Origin of the sequence: Lentzea flava (assembly GCF_014648475.1) — a bacterium.
Lineage (GTDB): Bacteria > Actinomycetota > Actinomycetes > Mycobacteriales > Pseudonocardiaceae > Lentzea > Lentzea flava.
Map to the genome: position 1 here is coordinate 223,213 of NZ_BMRE01000008.1, position 17,775 is coordinate 240,987.

20 protein-coding genes and 1 pseudogene are annotated in these 17,775 nt (G+C 68.8%); 12 read left to right on the forward strand and 9 right to left on the reverse strand.

Annotation, left to right across the window (positions count from 1 at the left end):
• The first annotated feature begins 50 nt into the window (after window positions 1–50).
• Window positions 51–1,478 (forward strand): serine hydrolase, encoded by a 1,428-nt coding sequence (locus tag IEZ09_RS13260; RefSeq protein ID WP_189253948.1) that lies wholly within the window; start codon window positions 51–53, stop codon window positions 1,476–1,478.
• A 37-nt stretch (window positions 1,479–1,515) separates the two neighbouring features.
• Here the strand turns inward: IEZ09_RS13260 and IEZ09_RS13265 are convergent, their stop codons facing one another.
• Genes IEZ09_RS13265 through IEZ09_RS13275 form a run of 4 tightly spaced genes read right to left on the reverse strand, consistent with a single transcriptional unit; the run spans window position 1,516 to window position 3,531 of the window.
• Window positions 1,516–2,106, reverse strand: a complete 591-nt coding sequence (locus IEZ09_RS13265) for a nitrile hydratase subunit alpha (RefSeq protein ID WP_189253949.1) — start codon at window positions 2,104–2,106, stop codon at window positions 1,516–1,518.
• A complete protein-coding gene (locus tag IEZ09_RS47850) occupies window positions 2,099–2,365 on the reverse strand; it encodes an SH3-like domain-containing protein (RefSeq protein ID WP_368856146.1) in 267 nt (88 codons plus the stop codon). Before IEZ09_RS47850 ends, IEZ09_RS13265 begins: the two co-directional genes overlap by 8 nt.
• Entirely contained in the window at window positions 2,358–2,609 is a 252-nt protein-coding gene (locus tag IEZ09_RS47855; protein ID WP_368856147.1) for a hypothetical protein, read from the reverse strand. The genes IEZ09_RS47850 and IEZ09_RS47855 overlap by 8 nt, the downstream gene beginning before the upstream one ends.
• Before the next feature lies 1 nt (window position 2,610).
• Complete coding sequence (locus IEZ09_RS13275) at window positions 2,611–3,531, reverse strand: TIGR01777 family oxidoreductase (protein WP_189253950.1); 921 nt, start codon at window positions 3,529–3,531, stop codon at window positions 2,611–2,613.
• A 305-nt stretch (window positions 3,532–3,836) separates the two neighbouring features.
• On the opposite strand from IEZ09_RS13275, the gene IEZ09_RS13280 reads away from it, so the two are divergent.
• On the forward strand, window positions 3,837–4,967 hold the full coding sequence (locus IEZ09_RS13280; protein ID WP_189253951.1) for an HNH endonuclease signature motif containing protein: 1,131 nt from the start codon (window positions 3,837–3,839) through the stop codon (window positions 4,965–4,967).
• Between the two features lie 460 nt (window positions 4,968–5,427).
• On the opposite strand, the gene IEZ09_RS47705 is transcribed toward IEZ09_RS13280, so the two are convergent.
• Both IEZ09_RS47705 and IEZ09_RS47860 read right to left on the reverse strand, forming a co-directional pair.
• Window positions 5,428–5,619, reverse strand: a complete 192-nt coding sequence (locus tag IEZ09_RS47705; RefSeq protein WP_301325125.1) for a hypothetical protein — start codon at window positions 5,617–5,619, stop codon at window positions 5,428–5,430.
• Window positions 5,620–5,667: 48 nt separating this feature from the next.
• Window positions 5,668–5,979, reverse strand: a pseudogene (locus tag IEZ09_RS47860) (helix-turn-helix domain-containing protein); the annotation flags it as partial.
• Here IEZ09_RS47860 and IEZ09_RS13290 point away from each other — a divergent pair.
• From IEZ09_RS13290 to IEZ09_RS13325, 8 genes are read left to right on the forward strand one after another with little or no spacing between them, the layout of a single operon-like run.
• Complete coding sequence (locus IEZ09_RS13290) at window positions 5,881–7,077, forward strand: MFS transporter (protein WP_189253953.1); 1,197 nt, start codon at window positions 5,881–5,883, stop codon at window positions 7,075–7,077. The pseudogene IEZ09_RS47860 and the gene IEZ09_RS13290 sit on opposite strands and share 99 nt — an antisense overlap.
• Window positions 7,056–8,084 (forward strand): substrate-binding domain-containing protein, encoded by a 1,029-nt coding sequence (locus IEZ09_RS13295; RefSeq protein WP_189253954.1) that lies wholly within the window; start codon window positions 7,056–7,058, stop codon window positions 8,082–8,084. The genes IEZ09_RS13290 and IEZ09_RS13295 overlap by 22 nt, the downstream gene beginning before the upstream one ends.
• A 33-nt stretch (window positions 8,085–8,117) precedes the next feature.
• Complete coding sequence (locus IEZ09_RS13300) at window positions 8,118–9,416, forward strand: ABC transporter substrate-binding protein (RefSeq protein ID WP_189253955.1); 1,299 nt, start codon at window positions 8,118–8,120, stop codon at window positions 9,414–9,416.
• A complete protein-coding gene (locus IEZ09_RS13305) occupies window positions 9,413–10,291 on the forward strand; it encodes a carbohydrate ABC transporter permease (RefSeq protein ID WP_229812515.1) in 879 nt (292 codons plus the stop codon). The genes IEZ09_RS13300 and IEZ09_RS13305 overlap by 4 nt, the downstream gene beginning before the upstream one ends.
• The gene (locus IEZ09_RS13310) at window positions 10,288–11,121 is read left to right on the forward strand and encodes a carbohydrate ABC transporter permease (protein WP_189253956.1); all 834 of its coding nucleotides are present in this window, start codon (window positions 10,288–10,290) and stop codon (window positions 11,119–11,121) included. The genes IEZ09_RS13305 and IEZ09_RS13310 overlap by 4 nt, the downstream gene beginning before the upstream one ends.
• Window positions 11,118–12,068, forward strand: coding sequence for a hydroxyacid dehydrogenase (locus IEZ09_RS13315; protein WP_229812516.1), 951 nt, complete (start codon window positions 11,118–11,120; stop codon window positions 12,066–12,068). Before IEZ09_RS13310 ends, IEZ09_RS13315 begins: the two co-directional genes overlap by 4 nt.
• Window positions 12,065–13,783: a DUF2264 domain-containing protein gene (locus tag IEZ09_RS13320; RefSeq protein WP_189253957.1), complete on the forward strand. Its 1,719-nt coding sequence runs from the start codon at window positions 12,065–12,067 to the stop codon at window positions 13,781–13,783. The genes IEZ09_RS13315 and IEZ09_RS13320 overlap by 4 nt, the downstream gene beginning before the upstream one ends.
• Window positions 13,784–13,826: 43 nt before the next feature.
• Window positions 13,827–14,306, forward strand: a complete 480-nt coding sequence (locus IEZ09_RS13325; protein WP_189253958.1) for a hypothetical protein — start codon at window positions 13,827–13,829, stop codon at window positions 14,304–14,306.
• On the opposite strand, the gene IEZ09_RS13330 is transcribed toward IEZ09_RS13325, so the two are convergent.
• The 3 genes from IEZ09_RS13330 to IEZ09_RS13340 form a co-directional block, all read right to left on the reverse strand.
• The gene (locus IEZ09_RS13330) at window positions 14,303–14,683 is read right to left on the reverse strand and encodes a class I SAM-dependent methyltransferase (protein WP_189253959.1); all 381 of its coding nucleotides are present in this window, start codon (window positions 14,681–14,683) and stop codon (window positions 14,303–14,305) included. The genes IEZ09_RS13325 and IEZ09_RS13330 overlap by 4 nt on opposite strands.
• A 67-nt stretch (window positions 14,684–14,750) precedes the next feature.
• Entirely contained in the window at window positions 14,751–15,161 is a 411-nt protein-coding gene (locus tag IEZ09_RS13335; RefSeq protein WP_189253960.1) for a VOC family protein, read from the reverse strand.
• Window positions 15,162–15,230: 69 nt separating this feature from the next.
• The gene (locus IEZ09_RS13340) at window positions 15,231–16,376 is read right to left on the reverse strand and encodes an acyl-CoA dehydrogenase family protein (RefSeq protein WP_189253961.1); all 1,146 of its coding nucleotides are present in this window, start codon (window positions 16,374–16,376) and stop codon (window positions 15,231–15,233) included.
• A 124-nt stretch (window positions 16,377–16,500) separates the two neighbouring features.
• Between IEZ09_RS13340 and IEZ09_RS13345 the strand changes: the two genes are divergently transcribed.
• Together IEZ09_RS13345 and IEZ09_RS13350 are read left to right on the forward strand one after the other, a co-directional pair.
• Window positions 16,501–17,163, forward strand: coding sequence for a winged helix-turn-helix transcriptional regulator (locus IEZ09_RS13345; protein WP_229812517.1), 663 nt, complete (start codon window positions 16,501–16,503; stop codon window positions 17,161–17,163).
• A gap of 122 nt (window positions 17,164–17,285) precedes the next feature.
• The gene (locus IEZ09_RS13350; protein WP_229812518.1) at window positions 17,286–17,714 is read left to right on the forward strand and encodes a hypothetical protein; all 429 of its coding nucleotides are present in this window, start codon (window positions 17,286–17,288) and stop codon (window positions 17,712–17,714) included.
• Window positions 17,715–17,775 lie beyond the last annotated feature (61 nt).

Sequence of the window (17,775 nt, forward strand, 5' to 3'; positions counted from 1 at the left end):
GCACAGTTGACCAAGTACGACTGTGCCAGATCATTCGACTGGGGAAGTGAATGAAGCTCAAGCGGTTCACCGTGCTGTGCACCGCGCTCACGCTGACCGGTGCCACCGTGGCACCGGCGGTGGCTGCGGAAGACAGCCACCTCAAGTTGGCGGAGCGGCTGCGCGAGGCGATCGTCGCGCAGAACTTCAAGGACGTCATCGACCTGACCCCGCCGGAGCCGACGACGACGGCGACGACGGCGACGGCCAGGTCGGCGGGCCAGAAGGAGAAGTACGACCAGAGCCCGGCCGAGCTCATGAACCGGCCTCAGGCGCGGATGTCGCTCTCGGCGGCGGCGGGCAAGCCGCTGCACCAGACGCCGAACATGGACGCCGCGATCATCCAGCTCGACGACTACGGCCAGCCGAAGTCGGTGGCGAACGTGCTGCTCAGCCCGCAGTACCCGAACGGCGTCGTCGTGCCGGTCAAGCGTCCGGCGCTGTCGACCGACCAGGTTCGGTACCGCTGGTGGGACGACACCGAGTGGGACGTCAACGGCGGCAAGGGCACGCGTGACGTGCTGGCCGGCCGGGAGAACGCGCCGATCGACTTCTCCTCGCCGTACCCGGCGTCGGTGCTGAAGCTGATGGTGGGCTTCGGCGTGCTGCGCCTGGCGGACCAGGGCAAGGTCGACCTCGACGCGGACTACGCCTACAACCCGAACCCGGTGCGCGAGGCGTGCGGCGGGCCGTCGGTGAAGAAGATCCGCCAGCACTTCGACGAGATGATCACGAAGTCGCAGAACGAGTCGACCTGCGCGCTGATCAAGATGATCCACGACCTGAACGCCTGGGACCAGGTGAACCAGACGTTCGTGGACCTCGGCATGCCGACCCTGATGGTCACCGGCACCATTCCCGGCAACGGTGGCCGCTGGATCGGCTCGAACATGAGCGGCCTCGACACCGCGAAGCTGCTGCTGCTCATCAACGGCGGTGGCAACGTGCTGTGGACGACCGACAAGGGCAAGCCGGTCACCAGGAACGAGCTGTCGTACTCCTCGCGGAAGTTCTTCCAGGAGACGCTGCTCGGCCAGGGCCACAACGAGATGCTGTCCACCCCGAACTGGTGCGGCCGCGACTACCCGGTGCAGGGCCTGCCGCAGCAGGTGCCGTCGCGCTGGATCCAGCCGGACGGCACCGTGAAGGTCGGCGACGCGATCTACGACCGTGACGTCCGCCCGTGCAACGAGGCCGCCGAGGTGACCTTCGCGCACAAGACCGGCTGGGTCGACACCACCGGTTCCGACGCGGGCATCGTCAAGTCGTTCCGCGGCAAGGACAAGCGCAACTACATCGTCGTCGTGTTCTGCAACCTCGGCACCGACTACGTCGACGCCGACCGCCCGGCCGACCCGCCCGGCGTGTTCCCCGTGCTGTACACGCAGAAGTACGCGAAGCTCGGCAAGGCGATCGACAACATCATGAAGAACCTGTAGTTCCCCTGGCCGCCCCCACGCGGTGGGGGCGGCCTCTTCACACCGCTGCCGTGCCGATCAGCCCGTTGCGCGTCACCAGCCGCGCAAGCTCCTCTTCGGACAGTTGCTCGGTGCCCTCCGGCCGCCGCGGCAACACCATGTACCGCGACTCGGCGTTCGCGTCCCACACCCTGATCTCGGTGTCACCCGGCAGCTCGAACCCGAACTGCTCCAGCACCTCGCGCGGGTGACTGACCACCTTCGACCGGTACGCCGGGCTCTTGTACCAGGTCGGTGACGGCCCGAGCAGCGCGATCGGATAGCAGCTGCACAACGTGCACACGACCACGTTGTGCACCTTCTCGGTGTTCTCCACCACGTGCAGCCGCTGCACCTGCAGCCCGCCGCCCATCGACAGCCCGAGCGCGGGCAACGCCTCGTTCGCGTCGTCGAGCAGCTTCGCCTTGAACTCCTCATCCACCCACGCCCGCGCCACCACCCGGAACCCGTTGGCAGGCGTGGCCTTGTGCGCGAACGCCTCCAGCGCCCGGTCGAGCTCCGCCGCGTCCAGCAGCCCCTTCTCCTCCAGGACCGCTTCCAGCTCCCGCACGCGCGCTGCGATCGGCGAGTCGTCGTGATCGTCACTCATCGCTGAGGTAATCCTCCCAAAGGGACAGTGTCACCGTGTGATCCCCGTGCCCGAACAACTCCCGCGCGGTGAACCGCACCAGATAGACCGGCTGCGGCCGTTCAACCCCCTGTGCTCTCAGGTCCGCCAGCGGATGCACGCCATCACCGCCGACCACCGTGCCCACCCGCCCACGCGCGTAGTTCGGCAGTCGCGTGTGATGATCGGGGTCCACAGTGGACGTCCGCACCCGATCGCTCTCCCGGAACCGCTCAGACATGACCCTTCTCCTCGAGAAGCGTCCTGATCGCCCGGAACCAGTTCTCGTAGTACGACGACTCGTGCGACATCGTCCGCTCCACCGCGTCCCGGAACTCGTCCAGGTTGTAGACACCGCGCCCGACCAGCGCCCGGTTCATCGCGAACACGTGCGCCTCCCAGTCCGCGTGGAACATCGGCTCGTCGGGCTCCTCGACCACCGGCCCGAACCCGTCCATCCCTCCGACGTCGTTGATCCTCGGCATCTCACCTCCTGCGCTCGACCAGATTCTGCGCCGCCGCGGCCCAGTTCGGAAAGTGGAACTCGAACCCGGCCTGCTCCAGCCTGCGCGGGACGACCCTGCGACTCTTGAGCAGCAACTCGGTGTCACTCCTGATGACGAACGCCCCGACCTCCGCCATCCACCTCGTCGCGGGCAACCCGACCGGCCTGCCCCAGGCCTTGCGCAACTCCCGCATGAAGTCCTTCTGCGGCAACGGCTCCGGCGCCGCCAGGTTCACCGCCCCCTCGATCGGCTCCCTGATCAGCAACGCGACCGCCCGCACGAAGTCGTCGTCGTGAATCCACGACACGTACTGCCGCCCACCCGCGACGGCCCCGCCGAGCCCGAGCCGCGCCAGCCACGACAGGTAGTCGAACACCCCGCCCCTGTCCGGACTCATCACCATCGCCGCCCGCATCGCGACCTTGCGCGTGTGCGGGGTGTCGGCCTTCTCAAGCTCCGCCTCCCAGTTCTTCGCGATCTCGACGCTGAACGCCCAGTACCCCGGCACGCCCTCCTCGTCGCCGCCGATGATCCCGGTCGCCTCGTCGTTGGGCGCGTCGAACCGGTGCGCGTAAATCGTCGCGGTGCTCATCTGCAGCCAGACCTTCGGCGGCTGGTCCGCTCGCGCGATCGCCTCCCCGACCACCCGCGCCGAGTCGACCCTCGACCGCATCATCTCGTCGAGGTTCTCCCTGGTGTACCGGCAACTGACGCTCCGCCCCGCCAGATTGATCACCACGTCGGCACCGTCGATCTCCTCGGCCCACGCACCGAGCGTCCGCCCGTCCCAGCGCACACCGCTGCTCCGGCTGACGATCACCACCTCGTGCCCGGCCGCTTGCAGTGCCCTGCGGAGCACCCCACCGACCTGGCCTGTGCCGCCTGGAATCACGATCTTCATCTCGCCCCCTTCTGTGCCGACGCTAGCTCCCTGAAGCTGAGAGTTCCGGCTTCGCCGACCCGGCACATGCCCTCCTTCGTCGGGCGTGTGCCGGACCGAATTTCTGTGCCTGGTTTTCGTAGGTGGTTGCGGGGCGTGGTCGTTTTGCTTTGTTTGTGTTCTTGTTGCGTGCGTGGTTGCTAGTGGTTGCGTGCCGTCGAGAGAGATGGCTGCTATACGGTGCCATAGGGTTTGAGCTGCGGTTTCACCCGATGGTGTGGTGCTTGATGTCCGTTTTTGTTTTTGATCTCGAATAGAATTGGGGTATGGACGTCGTCGAGGTTCTCGATGCTCTCGCCTATCACGAGAAACAAGTCGCCTATCATCAGGCGCAGGGTTTGTGGATTCTCGCGGATTACGCCCTCGCGTGTGAGGGTGAGGAGTTCTTCGACGCCGAGATCGCCGCCGCGATGCACTGGACCTCGGCCTGGACGTCCCACCAGATCGCTCTGGCGCTGGACTTGGCCTCCAAGCTGCCGCGCACGCTGGACGCCCTGGAGAAGGGTGAGATCGACCTGTACAAGGCTCGCGTCCTGCACGACTCGACGATGCCGTTGTCGGCGGATCTGGCGGCGCAGGTGGAGGAGCGGGTGCTGGCGCGGGCCGAGGGCAGGACGGGTGCGCAGGTGCGGCGGCTGGCCAGTCGGGTGGTGATGCGCGTCGACCCGGACGGCCACCGGGACCGGGCCGAGACGCGCAAGGCTCAGCGCTGCACCGGCGTCGACCCGCAGGCCGACCAGATGGCGCGGTTGTGGGCGTATCTGCCGCTGGAGCGGGCCGCGGCGTGTTACGACCGCGTCGACACCATCGCTCGCAGCGTCTACACCGCCGAGGATCCGCGGACGCTGGATCAGGTCCGCGCGGACGTGGTGGCGGATTTGTTGCTGGCCACGCCGGACAAGACCAGCGCGGTGAAGGTCGAGCTGTACGTGACCGTCTCCGCCGCCACCCTCATGGGCCTGTCCGAGCAGCCGGGGGAGCTGGCCGGGTACGGTCCGATCACCGCCGACCTGGCGCGGGAGCTGGCCGCCGACGCGACCTGGCGGCGCCTGCTCACCGATCCGGTCACCGGCGAAGCTCTGGAGTTCGGCACCAGCACCTACCGGCCCCCGGCGAAGTTGCGGCGGTTCGTGTGGGTGCGGGATCGGACGTGCCGGTTCCCGGGTTGTATGCGGCCCGCGCACAAGTCCGAGCTCGACCACACGGTGCCGTTCCCGCAAGGGCCGACGTCGGAGGCCAATCTCGGCGCGTTCTGCGGCTACCACCACAAGGTCAAGCACCGCACGGCCTGGGAAGTCGGCCAGCCCACGCCCGGCAGGTTCCAGTTCCGCAGCCCGGCGGGGAAGACCTACCGGCGAGAACCGGAACCGGTTTTCGACGACCCGCCACCGTTCTAGACCACGGCCACCGGCCACGCAGGGTTGCGATCCAGGGAAATCTCCGGATCGCAGCCCTCTTCGGCGACCCTTCACTCAACCGCAAGCCGAACAACCCAGATCTCACAAGGGAAATCCCCGCTCGTGGCGACCACCTACGCGACCGGCAGCCGGAAATCCGAAGGCGCATCTCTGGAACGCAACCCGCGCCTTGGTGACCATCTACGCAACCGGCAGCCAAAACTCCCAAGGCACATCTCCAAATCGCAACCCGCGCCCTGGTGACCACCTACGCGACCGGCGCCTGCCGCACGGCACCTGACCACGCCCCGCAACCACTTACGCAACCCAGCCACAGAAATTCGGTCCGGCACACGCCCGACGAAGGAGGGCATGTGCCGGGTCGGCGAAGCCGCCCAACACCAACCGCCGCCCGCCAACGCAACCGCCCCTGGAACCCGCGCCCGTCAGCGCCAGTACCTCAGACCGGATGCCGAGCGATCAACACCATCGCATCCAGCACCCGCCACCAATCCTGCTCCCCGGCCTCCACCACAGCCCCCACAGCAGCCAACGCGGCAACCACATCCGCAGGATCGGCCCCGAGCTCATCCACCACCCGCCGAAACCGCTCACTCCGCCGCACCCGCACCAGCGACGGCGGCACAGGCACGGGCGCAGACTCCTCCCCGCCCCCGAACGAGATGCGCAACTCGGTCCCCAACGCCCCAGCCAACCGAGCAAGGGCACCAGTGGTCGGATTCCCCCGCCCGTTCTCGAGGTTCGCGATGTAGGGCACAGAAAGCCCGGCATCAGCGGCAACCGAGGCAACGGTCCGCCCGCTGGCCTGACGAAGAGCACGAAGCGCAGGTCCGAGTGAGTCCACGCCAACTATCTTGACAGAACACCTCCAATCCGTCCCTATCCTGACAGCATGGCAATCTGGGGGACGAGGGACTTCCGCTTCCTGTGGGGCGGACGAGCGATCAGCCTGCTCGGCTCGTGGCTGCTGGTAGTGGCGGTACCGGCTCACATGTACGCACTGACCGGCTCGGTGTTCGCGACCGGCATGACACTGGCAGCGGAGTACCTGCCGCCACTCCTGCTCGGCCCGGTGGCCGGGATCCTCGTCGACAGGTGGGACCGCCGGCGGGTGATGATCACAGCGGACGTCCTCCGCGCAGGAGCCGTCGCGTTCATGTTCATCGGCACACCGACCGCGATCTACGCGGCAGTCGTGGCGGAAAGCGTTGGGGCAGTGGTGTTCCGCCCCGCCGCCCAAGCCCACGTGCCGGCGGTGGTGGGCACCGGTCGGACCTTGACGAGCGCCAACTCGTGGAACGCCGTCACCGACGGTGTCGTGCGTTTGGTGGGACCGCCGCTCGGCGGAGTTCTGTTCGCGTGGGCCGGTTTCGAAGTCCTGATAGGACTGGACGTGGCGAGCTACCTGATCTCCGCCGCCGCGATCGCCTGCACGAGAAGACGCCCCGGCCCGAAGGCCAACCGCCAGAAGCCGGCGCTGACGAAGCCGGGCCGGTTGGAACGGAGGCTGCTGCCGCTCACCGGCGTGTTCCTCGCGGCCAACGCGGCGTTGAGCGCGTTGCTGGTGCCGTTCGGCATGAGAAACCTCGGTGGCAGCACCCAGATCGGTCTCGTGCTGTCGGCGCTCGGTGCCGGATTCCTGGCCGGGGCGGTGCTGGTGCGGTGGTCGGACCGGCTGCAGCTGAGGACGGTGCTGGCCGGAGCGCAGCTGGCGACGGCGGGCGGGTTCGCGTTGCTGTTCAGCGCGCGAGAGCTCGGTGTGGCGGTGGTCGCCGCGGTGGTCATCGGTGCGTTCGGGTCGGTCACGGTGGTGGCGCCGCAGATCGCGGTGCAGAGGAGCGTGGACAACGATCAGCTCGGGCGGGTCAGTGCGGTCTTTCTCGCGGTGGAGGCGTTGGCGACGCTCATCGGGGCGATCGTCGGGCCTTGGGTGGCGCAGAGCGTGTCGCTGCACTTCGCGGCGATGGGTGCGGCTGTGATCGCGGCGGTGGGGGCTTTGGTCGGCGCTGTGACCGTTCCTCGGGTTATGCTCCCGGCAAAACGCTCAAACGAACAGGCGGACTCCCCATGCGTGAACCCGGTGAGGTGAGGCGGCAGCGGATTCTCGCCGTCGTTGCGTCGCGGGGCTCGGTCAAGGTGAGCGATCTGGCCGGGGAGCTCGACGTTTCGATCGTCACGATCCGGCGTGACGTCGAGGAGCTGGCCAGGCTCGGCAAGGTGCGCAGGGGCCACGGCGTCGTGCGGTCGTTGACGCCGGTTGAGCGGCCGCAGCCGGTCACGGCGGCGAACGGTGCGGTGGCGCTGGTCGTGCCGGAGCGGCACGCGTACCTGTACGAGACGATGAACGGTGCCCGCAAGGCTCTCGAAGAAGCGGGCATGCGGGTCGTGCTGCACATCGCGCCGCAGGTCAAAGGTGCGGAGAAACCGATCGTCGAACGAGCGCTCGCCGAACCGGTGCAAGGTCTGCTGATCGCACCGCGGTGGCGCACGGTCGAGGAAGAGCAGAACGACGACTGGCTCGCGGACACCGGCGTGCCGACGGTGCTGATGGAACGCAGGCCGGGCGGACGGCTTCGCGCGCTGAACTCGGTCTGCTCCGACCACTGGTACGGCGTGCACCTGGCCGTGAAGCACCTGACCGATCTCGGCCACACGAGGATCGTGCTGGCCGCGCGCGACGACAGCCCGACGGCGAGAGCGCTCAGGACGGCGTTCAAGGAGATCTCCCGGGATCTCGATGACGCGATCACGGTCCGCAGCTCGCCGGACGCCGGCCTCGTCAGCGTGCTGCGGGCGCACCGGGCGACGGCGACGATCCTGCACGGCGACGTCGACGCGTTGATGCTGGTCCAGCAGCTGACGGAGGCCGGGATCAAGGTGCCGGGCAGGTGTTCGGTGGTGGCGTACGACGACGTGGTCGCGGCGCTCGGCAGCATCCCGCTCACGGCGGTCGCGCCGCCGAAGACCGAGGTCGGGCAGGTGGCGGCCCAGTTGCTGCTGCGGCAGCTGCGCAGCCCCGGTCAGAGCACCGAACGCATCGAGTTGCTGCCCGAGTTGAAGGTCCGGTCATCGACTGAGCGTTTGAACGTTTCTTGACGCTAAACCGATCAGGCGATCAGGATGCGAACCATGCGCCTGAGTCGTCGCACCTTCCTCGCGGCGGGCCTCACGGCACCACTGGCGGCCTGTTCCACTCCGCAACGCCGCGGTGCCGGGGGCCCGGTCGAGATCACGTTCTGGTCGGCCCTGCGCGGTAGCCAGCAGGTCGTCGACGCGTTCAACTCCTCGCAGAACCGGATCAGGGTGATCTTCCAGCAGATCCCCTCCGGCCTGCAGGGCGGCTACGTGAAGCTCAGCAACGCCGCCCGCGCCGGCAACGCACCCGACGTCGCGACCATCGAGTATCCGCAGGTGCCCGGCTTCGCCATCGACGGCGTCGCACGGGACATCACCGACCTCGTCACCGACGGCCTGAGGCGGAAGCTGCTTCCTCAGGCGCTCAAGCTGACCACGTTCGACAACCGGATGTTCAGCGTCCCGCTCGACATCGAGCCGATGGTGCTGCACTACCGCGCCGACCTCTTCGAGCAGCTGGGGCTGCGGGTGCCACGAACGTGGGACGAGTTCGCCGAGCTCGCGAAAACCGTGCGGGACAAGGACTCCGCGAAGCGGCTCGTGCTGTTCCCGACCGACGGCGCCATGCAGTTCGCGTGCTGGGCGTGGCAGGCGGGCGCGAAGTGGTTCGACACGGCCGGCGGCACGTGGCGCGTCACCATGACCGACGAGCCGACGAGGAAGGTCGCCGCCTACTGGCAGCGGCTCATCGACGACGACCTGGTGTTCCGCAACGCCGTCGAGAGCAGGCAGTCCGACGCGCAGATCGGCCAGGGCCTCGTCGTCACCAGGCTGACCGGCGCGTGGGACGCCGGTGCGCAGATGCGGGCGCGGCCGGGGCAGAAGGGCAAGTGGCGCATCGCTCCCATGCCTGTCTGGGACGAACCGGTGGTGGGCACGCACGGCGGGTCGACGTTCGCGGTCACCAAGGACTGCGCGCAGCCCGAAGCCGCGATGGAGTTCATCGAATGGCAGGTCAGCCACCCCGCCGCGCTCACCGCCCGGCTGAAGAGCGGCACCAGCAGCCAGTACCCGGTGGCACCGGGCCTCGTCGAGACCGGCAGCAAGGCGTTCCCGCGCGAGTACTACGGCGGGCAGGACGTCTACCAGCTGTTCAAGCAGGAAGCCGACAAGGTGCGGGACGGCTGGGTGTGGGGACCGCGGATGAGCGCGACGCAGCGGGTGATGCAGGACGGGTTCGCCAGGGCGGGCGCCGGCCGGACCACCCTGATCGAGGCCGTGCGGGAGGCCCAGAAAGGCACCATGCCCGACCTCAAGGCACTCGGACTGTCCACTGAGGAGGGAGAGCGGTGAGGAGCAAGCTCGCCTGCGCCGTCCTGATGGCGCCGTTCTTCCTGTTGCTCACAGCGGTTTTCCTGGTACCCGTCGGCACGGCGGTGTGGCTGAGCTTCTTCGGCGCCGACCAGCCCGGTCTGGGCTTCGGCCCGGAACGCACGGTGTTCGTCGGCCTGCGCAGCTACGTCGCGGTGCTCAGCGATCCCACGTTCCTTAACAGCATGCTGACCGTCGTGCTGTACTGCCTGATCTACATCCCGCTGATGGTCGTCGGCGCGCTCACCCTCGCCCTCCTGCTGGACTCCGGCGTGGCGAAGCTCAGGAGCTGGGCGCAGATGGGTCTCTACCTCCCGCACGCCGTCCCCGGCATCATCGCCGCGCTGATCTGGCTCTACCTCTACACGCCGGGCATCAGCCCGATCATCGACCTCTTCGCGAAGGCGGACATCAGGATCAACTTCCTCGGCGTGGACACGGTGTTGCCGTCCATCGTGAACATCGCGCTGTGGAGCAACCTCGGCTACAACATGGTGATCTTCTACGCCGCCCTGCAGGCCGTGCCGCGCGAGGTGCTGGAGGCGGCGGTGGTCGACGGCGCGGGACCGGTCAAGCAGGCCGTCCGGATCAAGGCGCCGCTGGTCAGGGCCGCGATCGTGACCGTCACGATGTTCACCCTCATCTGGGCGTTGCAGCTGTTCACCGAGCCGGTGCTGCTGAACCAGTCGTCCCCGATGATCAGCGCCAGGTTCTCGCCGAGCATGTACATCTACGACGCCGCCTTCACCCGCAACAACTACGGCCTCGCCGCGGCCGCGTCGGTGATCCTGCTGGCGTTCACGATCGCGCTGTCCTACGGCGTCACCCGCTGGACGAACAGGAGGGCCGCCCGATGACCCTGCTCGGCCGGACCACCGTCAACCTGGTCGTCGGCATCTCGGTGCTCTACACCCTGCTGCCGGTGCTGTGGCTGCTGCTCGCCGCCACCAAGAACGTCGACGCCCTGTTCCAGAGCGATCTGTTGTCGCTGGGCGACTTCTCGTTCACCGACAACGTCAAGAACCTCTTCGCGATGGACAAGGGCCTCTACAGCCGCTGGTACCTCAACAGCGTCCTGTACGCGGTCGTCGGCGCCGCCGCGAGCGCCTTCATCTCGGTCGCGTGCGGCTACGCCTTCGACAAGTACTCGTTCCGGCACAAGGAGAAGCTCTTCGGGCTCGTGCTGGCCGCCGTGATGGTGCCGCAGACGGTCCTGGCGCTCCCGCTGTACCTGATGGCGTCCGAAGCCGGGCTGGTGAACACGTTCTGGGCCGTGTTCATCCCCGTGCTGTTCAACCCGTTCGGCGTCTACCTCGGCCGGATCTTCAGCCAGGGCTACGTTCCCGACGAGGTGCTGGAGGCCGCCCGCATCGACGGCGCGGGCGACCTCGCGACGTACTTCAGGGTCGCGCTGCGGATGCTCGGCCCCGGTGTGGTCACGGTGTTCCTGTTCCAGCTCACCGCGATCTGGAACAACTTCTTCCTGCCGATGGTCATGCTGTCCGACCAGAAGCTGTACCCGGTGAGCCTCGGGCTCTACCAGTGGAACAGCGCGGCGAGCGTGTCGCCGGAGTACTACCCGGTGGTGATCACGGGCTCGCTGCTCGCGGTGCTGCCGCTGATCCTGGCGTTCCAGCTGCTGCAACGGTTCTGGCGGGCCGGCCTGACTGCGGGAGCGGTCAAGTGAGGGCCGCGGCGGCGATGTCCGCGGACGCCGCCGCCACCGTTCTCGCACCGGTGCTCGGCGAGCTGCGGTCGATCTGCGACTTCGGCCCGGTGACCGGGAACCTCGACGAGCTCCCGGACATCGACCTGCTGGTCACCGGCTGGGGCTGCCCGCCGATCACCGCGGCGGCGCTGGAACGGTTGCCGAGCCTCAAGGCCGTCGTGCACACCGCCGGTTCCGTCAAGGGCTTCGTCACCGACGCCTGCTGGGAACGCGGCATCGCCGTGTCCTCGGCGGCTGCGGCGAACGCGTTGCCCGTCGCCGAGTACACGGTCGCGATGATCCTCTTGAGCGGCAAGCGCGTGCTGGAACGAGCGCGCGACTACAAGGCCACCCAACGGATCGGCCACTACGACATCCCTCCTGCCGTCGGCAACTACGGCGCCACCATCGGCATCCTGTCCGCGTCGATGATCGGTCGCCGGGTGATCGAGCTGCTGCGGCCGCACGACTTCCACGTGCTGGTGCACGACCCTTTCGTGACCGAAGTGGACGGTGCCGAGTCCGTGGGCCTCGCCGAGCTGTTCGCGCGCAGCGACGTGGTGAGCGTGCACACGCCGTTGCTGCCGGAGACCACGGGACTGGTGAGCCGCGAGCTCCTCGGGCTGCTCAGGGACGACGCCGTGCTGATCAACACCGCCCGCGGCGCGATCGTCGACCAGGACGCGCTGGCCGTCGAGGCCGGCCGGATCCGGGCCGTGCTCGACGTGACCGATCCCGAGGTGCTGCCCGCGGACCACCCGTTGTGGCGCAACGAGAACGTGCTGATCACACCCCACCTGGCCGGGTCGCAGGGCAACGAGTGGGTCCGCCTCGCCCGTCACGCGGTCGCCGAGGTGCGCAGGTGGGCCGCCGGTCAACCGTTCTCGACGCCGGTGTCCGCTGAGCGAAGGGAACGCATCGCGTGAAACTGCCGGACGAAGATCGCGCGCTGAGCCCGCACACCGGCCTCACCCGCGCGCACTGGGTGGCCGTCGCCGACGGGCTGCTGGACTCCGCCTGGCGCTTCGCCTCACCCGACCAGGCGTTCCTCGACCTGCCGGGCAGGCCGTCGCGCAGCGGCGTGCGCTCCGACGGCCTCGAGGGCTACGCCCGCACGTTCCTCGCCGCCGCCTTCCGCACCGCGCACGGCGATGATCCGCACAACTGGCTGGAGCGCTACGCCGCCGGTCTGGTCGCGGGCACGGCGGGGGAGTGGCCCGCCATCACCGACGTCGGCCAGCCGATGGTCGAGTCGGCGTCGGTGGCGCTGGGCCTGCGCCTGACCAGGCCGTGGCTGTGGGACAAGCTGTCCGAGGCCCAGCAGGACCGCGCCGAGGCCTGGCTGCGGGAGGCGCTGCGGCACGTCCCGGCGGCCAACAACTGGTACTTCTTCCCGTACACGGTGGCCTCGTTCCTCGAAGCGGCCGGCCGCGGCGATGACGAAACGCACCGGGCGAAGCGGCGTGCGATGGAGCTGCTCGAAGGCTGGTACCGCGGCGACGGCTGGTACTCCGACGGCGACGGCCGCGCGTTCGACCACTACAACGGCTGGGCACTGCACCTCTACCCGGCGCTGGACGCGTTCCTCGACGGCAGGCCGATCACCACGCACCTGCGTCGCCACCTGGAGAGCTTCCACCTGCTGTTCGGCTCGGACGGCGCGCCGATCTACTTCGGACGGTCGCTGACCTACCGGTTCGCGGCCGCCAGCGCCGTCGCTCTCGGCGCCGTCACCGGCGAGACCCCGCTGAGGCCCGGCCACTCACGGCACCTCATCAGCAACGCGCTCCGGTACTTCCTCGACCGCGGATCGCTCACCGGCGGACTGCTCAGCCTCGGCTGGCACGGCCCGCACGAGGCGACCCTCCAGCCCTACTCCGGCCCCGCCTCGCCGTACTGGGCGGCCAAGGCGTTCGTCTGCCTGCTCGCCGGGCCGGATCATCCACTGTGGACCGAGCAGGAGGAACGCGACGGCTCCGACCGCACGCTCGCACTGCCCGGCCCCGGACTGCTGATCCAGAAGCACAACGGCGTGACCAGGCTGCACAACCACGGCAGCGACCATGTCCGGCCGTTCGAGGGCGAGTACGCGACCGACGACGATCCGCTCTACAGCCGTTTCGCCTACTCGACCGCCACCGGCCCGACGTCGAAGCACAACGCGCCGGACAACCACATCAGCCTGGTGATCGGCGGGGCTCGGAGCGTCCGGCGGCGGATCCACCCACTGGGCGCACGGGACAACTGGGCGGCGTCCTGGCACCTGCCGGTGTTCGACGCGAAGCAGCCGATGGTGCCGGGGCTGCGGATCGAGAGCGTCACCGCTGTGTGGGACGACCAGGAGCTGCGCATCCACCGGGTGATCGGGGCTCCGGCCGGGACGAGGGCCGAGCTGACGGGCTGGGCGACCGATCTGCCGGCTCCGCTGGTCGCGGTCAGGGGGTGGACCGGGGTGGAGTGGCAGGTGGCGCCGCAGGGGACGGCGTTCACGGCCGCGGTCAGCGTGCCCACGTTGACCGCGGAGGTCGAGGGCACGGTGACGCTCGCGGCGGTGGCGGTTCTCGGTGGCACGGTGGCGGACGCCGACTGGAACGCCCGCGTCGACGAGGTGCTGAGGCTGACTTCGATCGACGGCACCTGATCCCGCTCGGGTAACGCGGCGGCGGTGCGGTCGATGTACCGATGTGCGCATCACCCTCCTCGCCGCCGCGTTCCTGCTCGCCGCCTGCACCTCCACCCAGGAGGCCGCCCCGCAGCAGACCCCGTCGACCCCGACCACCGTCGAGCAGCCTCCCGGCAAGGGCCCGAACTGCGCCAACGCCAACTCGTCCGTCGTGGGCAAGGCGCTGGGCCTGCGGCTGCAGGGTCAGCGGGAGTCCGTCGAGAAGACGGTCACGACCTGCACGTACGTGGGCTCCGGCATGCCGGTCGAGGTGCGGTTCACGACGAACGCCACCGCCGCGTCGTTCGCCAAGGGCAAGCCGGAGAAGGCCAAGGCCATCGATGGTTTCCAGGACGAGGCCTACGAGGTCACGGCGGGCGGGTCGGAGACCACCCAGCACACGGTGGCCGCGCGCAAGGGCAAGACCCAGATCGAGGTGGTGTCGCCGGCGGGGGTGGAGCCGTCGAAGAAGCTGATCACGGATCTGTTCGGCCGGATCTAGACGGGCACGTCGAAGAACGAGCGCACCCGCGCACCCGGCGCGAGCCACGGCCGCACCAGCTCGTGCGCCCGCTGGGGATCGCGGTGGAACAACCCGACCCGCACGGCGAAGACCAGGTCGAACCGGCGGTCGCCGAGGTTCATGTCCTCCAGCGACGCGATGAGGAACTCCGCCTTGCCCGACGCCACGTAAGCGGCGTTGCGGCGGGTGGCGGCCTCGATCATCTTCGTGGAACGGTCGATGGCGGTGAGCGTGCCCGTGGACAGCAGCTGACACACCATGGTGGCGGCCACGCCTTGGCCGCACCCGATCTCCAGCACCCGGTCGCAGGGCCGGATCGCGAGTTGGTCGACCACACCGCGCAGACGCTCGCTCATGGTCCACATGATGCGTCAGCGCGGCGGGCGGAGCCACCACCGCGGCTCCGCCCGTGTCGTCGCCGGCTCAGGCCTGCGGGGCAGAGAGGTTCACCATCCAGCGGGTGCCGAACTTGTCGACCAGGTCGCCGTACTCGTCGCCCCACATCTGCTTCTCCAGCGGCGTGCCGATCGTGCCGCCGTCGGCGAGCTGCTCGAAGTACGTGCGCAGCACCGGGTCGTCACCCGACAGTGAGATGGTCATCGTGTCGCCGGGGTTGTACGGCATTCCGGGCGGCGTGTCGGAGGCCATCAGCGTGTAGCCGGCGTCGGTCTCCAACTGGGCGTGCATGATCTGGTCCGCCTGCGGGGAGTCCTGCATGCCGAACTCGGCGAAGGTGTTGATCGTGAGGTTGCCGCCGAGAACCGACTGGTAGAACTCCATCGCCTGACGCGCGGAGCCGTCGAAGCGCAGGTACGGGTTGAGGCGAGTGGCCACCGGAATCGCTCCTTCGGGAAGAGACGGACCCGAATACTCGCAAACCCTTGGCACGCCTACAACTTGAACCTATTCCGTCACTCCGGGGTCACCCTGAGCGACCTTGCCCGCGTACACGAGTGTGGCTTCCGGGGTGAGCGGGTGGAACGTTCCGGCGCGCACGTCGCGGTAGGCGCGTTCGAGCGGCGAACGCCTGAAGAACGACCGTCCACCCAGGACCTCCATCGCGAGGTTCACGACCTCGACTGCCTCGACGACGGCCTGGCGCTTGGCCAGCATCACCGTGGTCGTCGACGCGGCGTCGGCCGTGTAGTCGTCGCCCAGCTCCTCGATCGAGCCCATCAACGACCACCACGAGGTGCGCAGCTTGTAGTCCATCAACCCGATCTGCCGCACCGCGTTCTTCGACGTCGACGTCACCGCCACGTCCCGCGCGCCCGCCGCGATGCCGAAGTACGTCGCCCCGCACACCGGCGCGAAGTGCACGACCGCGGCGAACAGCGGCGCGCCGAACTCCCCGTACGGCCGGCGCGCCGCGATCTTCCCGGCCGGGATGAACACGTCCTCCAGCACCACGTCGTGACTCGCCGTGCCGCGCATGCCGAGCGTGTCCCACGTTTCCTCGATGCGCACCCCGTCGGCGTCGAGAGGCGCGCTGAAGTGCAGCACCTCCTCACCGAGGACCGCCGACGTGGCAACGACGTTCGCCCGCGGCGACTGACTGCAGAACGCCTTGCGCCCGGACACGAGGAACCCGCCGTCCACCGGCGTCGCCGTCGTGGTGGGCCACAGCCAGTCCGACCCGCCGCTCGTCGCGATGACCAGGCCTTCCTCGGCCACCCGCCGCAGCACGCCCTCCGCGTCCGGTGCCCCCTTGCGGCGGCGGTATCCCTGCATCAGCGTCAGGTACAGGTGCATCGTGACGGCGAGCGCGGTCGCGCCGTCGTGCCGGGCGAGCTCGGCCTGCGCGTAGCAGACCTGGCGCATCGTTGCGCCGAGACCGCCCAGCTCCTCCGGCACGGCCAACGCCAGGTAGCCCTCCTCGCGCATCGCCTCGTACGCCTCGGTCACGAACGTCGCCTCGCGGTCGTGCTCGGACGCGTGGGCGGCCGCGATCGCGCCGATGCGGGCGGCCATCGGCACGAACTCGGTGTCGCCGGGTCTGGTGACGGTCGGGAAGGTGCCGGTCACCCGTGGTGTCTCAAGTGTTGTCATGCGACGAACGTAAGAACGCGCAAGGCCCGCAGGTAGTTCTGAAAGTGAACCGGACGGCGGTAACGAACCGCGCGTCGCGGCGGAGACTCACCTGTGAGGACGTGTGAGAGCGGAGGCTGAGCCCGTGAGGACGTATGCGCAGTACTGCCCGATCGTCCGCGCCGTCGAGGTGCTGGGCGACCGGTGGACGTTGCTGATCGTGCGGGACATGCTCATCGGTGCCACGCGCTTCAACGAGATCTCCCGCGGCCTGCCGGGCCTCTCCCGCGCGCTGCTGTCCCGGCGCCTCAGGCAGCTCTCGACCGCGGGCCTCGTCGAGCGCACCGGCGACGGCTACGTGCTCACCCAGGCCGGGGAGGCGTTGCGGCCACTGGTGTTCGGCCTCGCCGACTGGGGCGCGCGGTACGCGTTCGGCGACCCGCGTGCCGAGGAGCTCGACCCCGAGGTGCTGATGTGGTGGATGCACGGCCGCATCGACACCGGCTCGCTCAGCCGCCGCGCGAACATCGAGATCCGCATCAACGACCGGCGCCGCACGTTCTGGCTCGTCGTCGAACCCGGTGACGCCTCCGTCTGCTACACCGACCCCGGCCTGGAGGTGGACGCGGTGCTGGCGTCGGACATCGCGACGCTCTACCGAGTGTGGGAGGGCGAGTTCGAGCTGCTCGACGCCGTGCGCGCGGGCACGGTCGAGCTGACCGGGCCGCGGTGGGTGGTGCGCGGCCTGCCGGACTGGCTGAAGCTCAGCCCGGTCGCCGGGATCGTCCGGACCGCTCGCGTCCAGTGACGCCCTGACCAGCGCAAACGACCGCGGCGAAACTTTTTGAAGATTTTTCCGGGCTTGTTGTCGATCCGGTGTGGTGGCCGTTCGACGCATCAGTGGAAGGACACAACAGCCTGGAGGACACAGTGACCACCGCTACCGCGACCCAGACCCGCAAGTTCGCCGTCGGCCGTTACGCCACGATCGTCACCCGCGTGCTGACCGGCCTGCTGTTCGCCACGACCGGCCTGAACGGGTTCCTGATGTTCATGCCCGCGCCGGACCCGAGCACGATGGCGCCCGAGGGCGTGGCGTTCAGCGGTGCGCTCTACGCGACCGGCTACATGTTGCAGCTCGCGTCCGGTGTGCAGCTGGTGTCCGGTGTCCTGCTGCTGGTCGGCCGGTTCGTGCCGCTGGCGCTCGCGATGCTGGCACCGATGGTCGTGAACATCTTCCTGTTCCACGTGTTCCTGGAGCCGAGCGGCACCGTCCTGGCGGTGCTCGTCGTCGCCGCCGAGATCGGTCTGGCGTGGGCGTACCGCGACCGGTTCCGCCCGATGCTGCAGGCTCGCTAGACCCCAATGCCGCTCAGTTAACGATCTTGGATGTGGCCGTCTGAGGTCGTGAAGTGGTTGG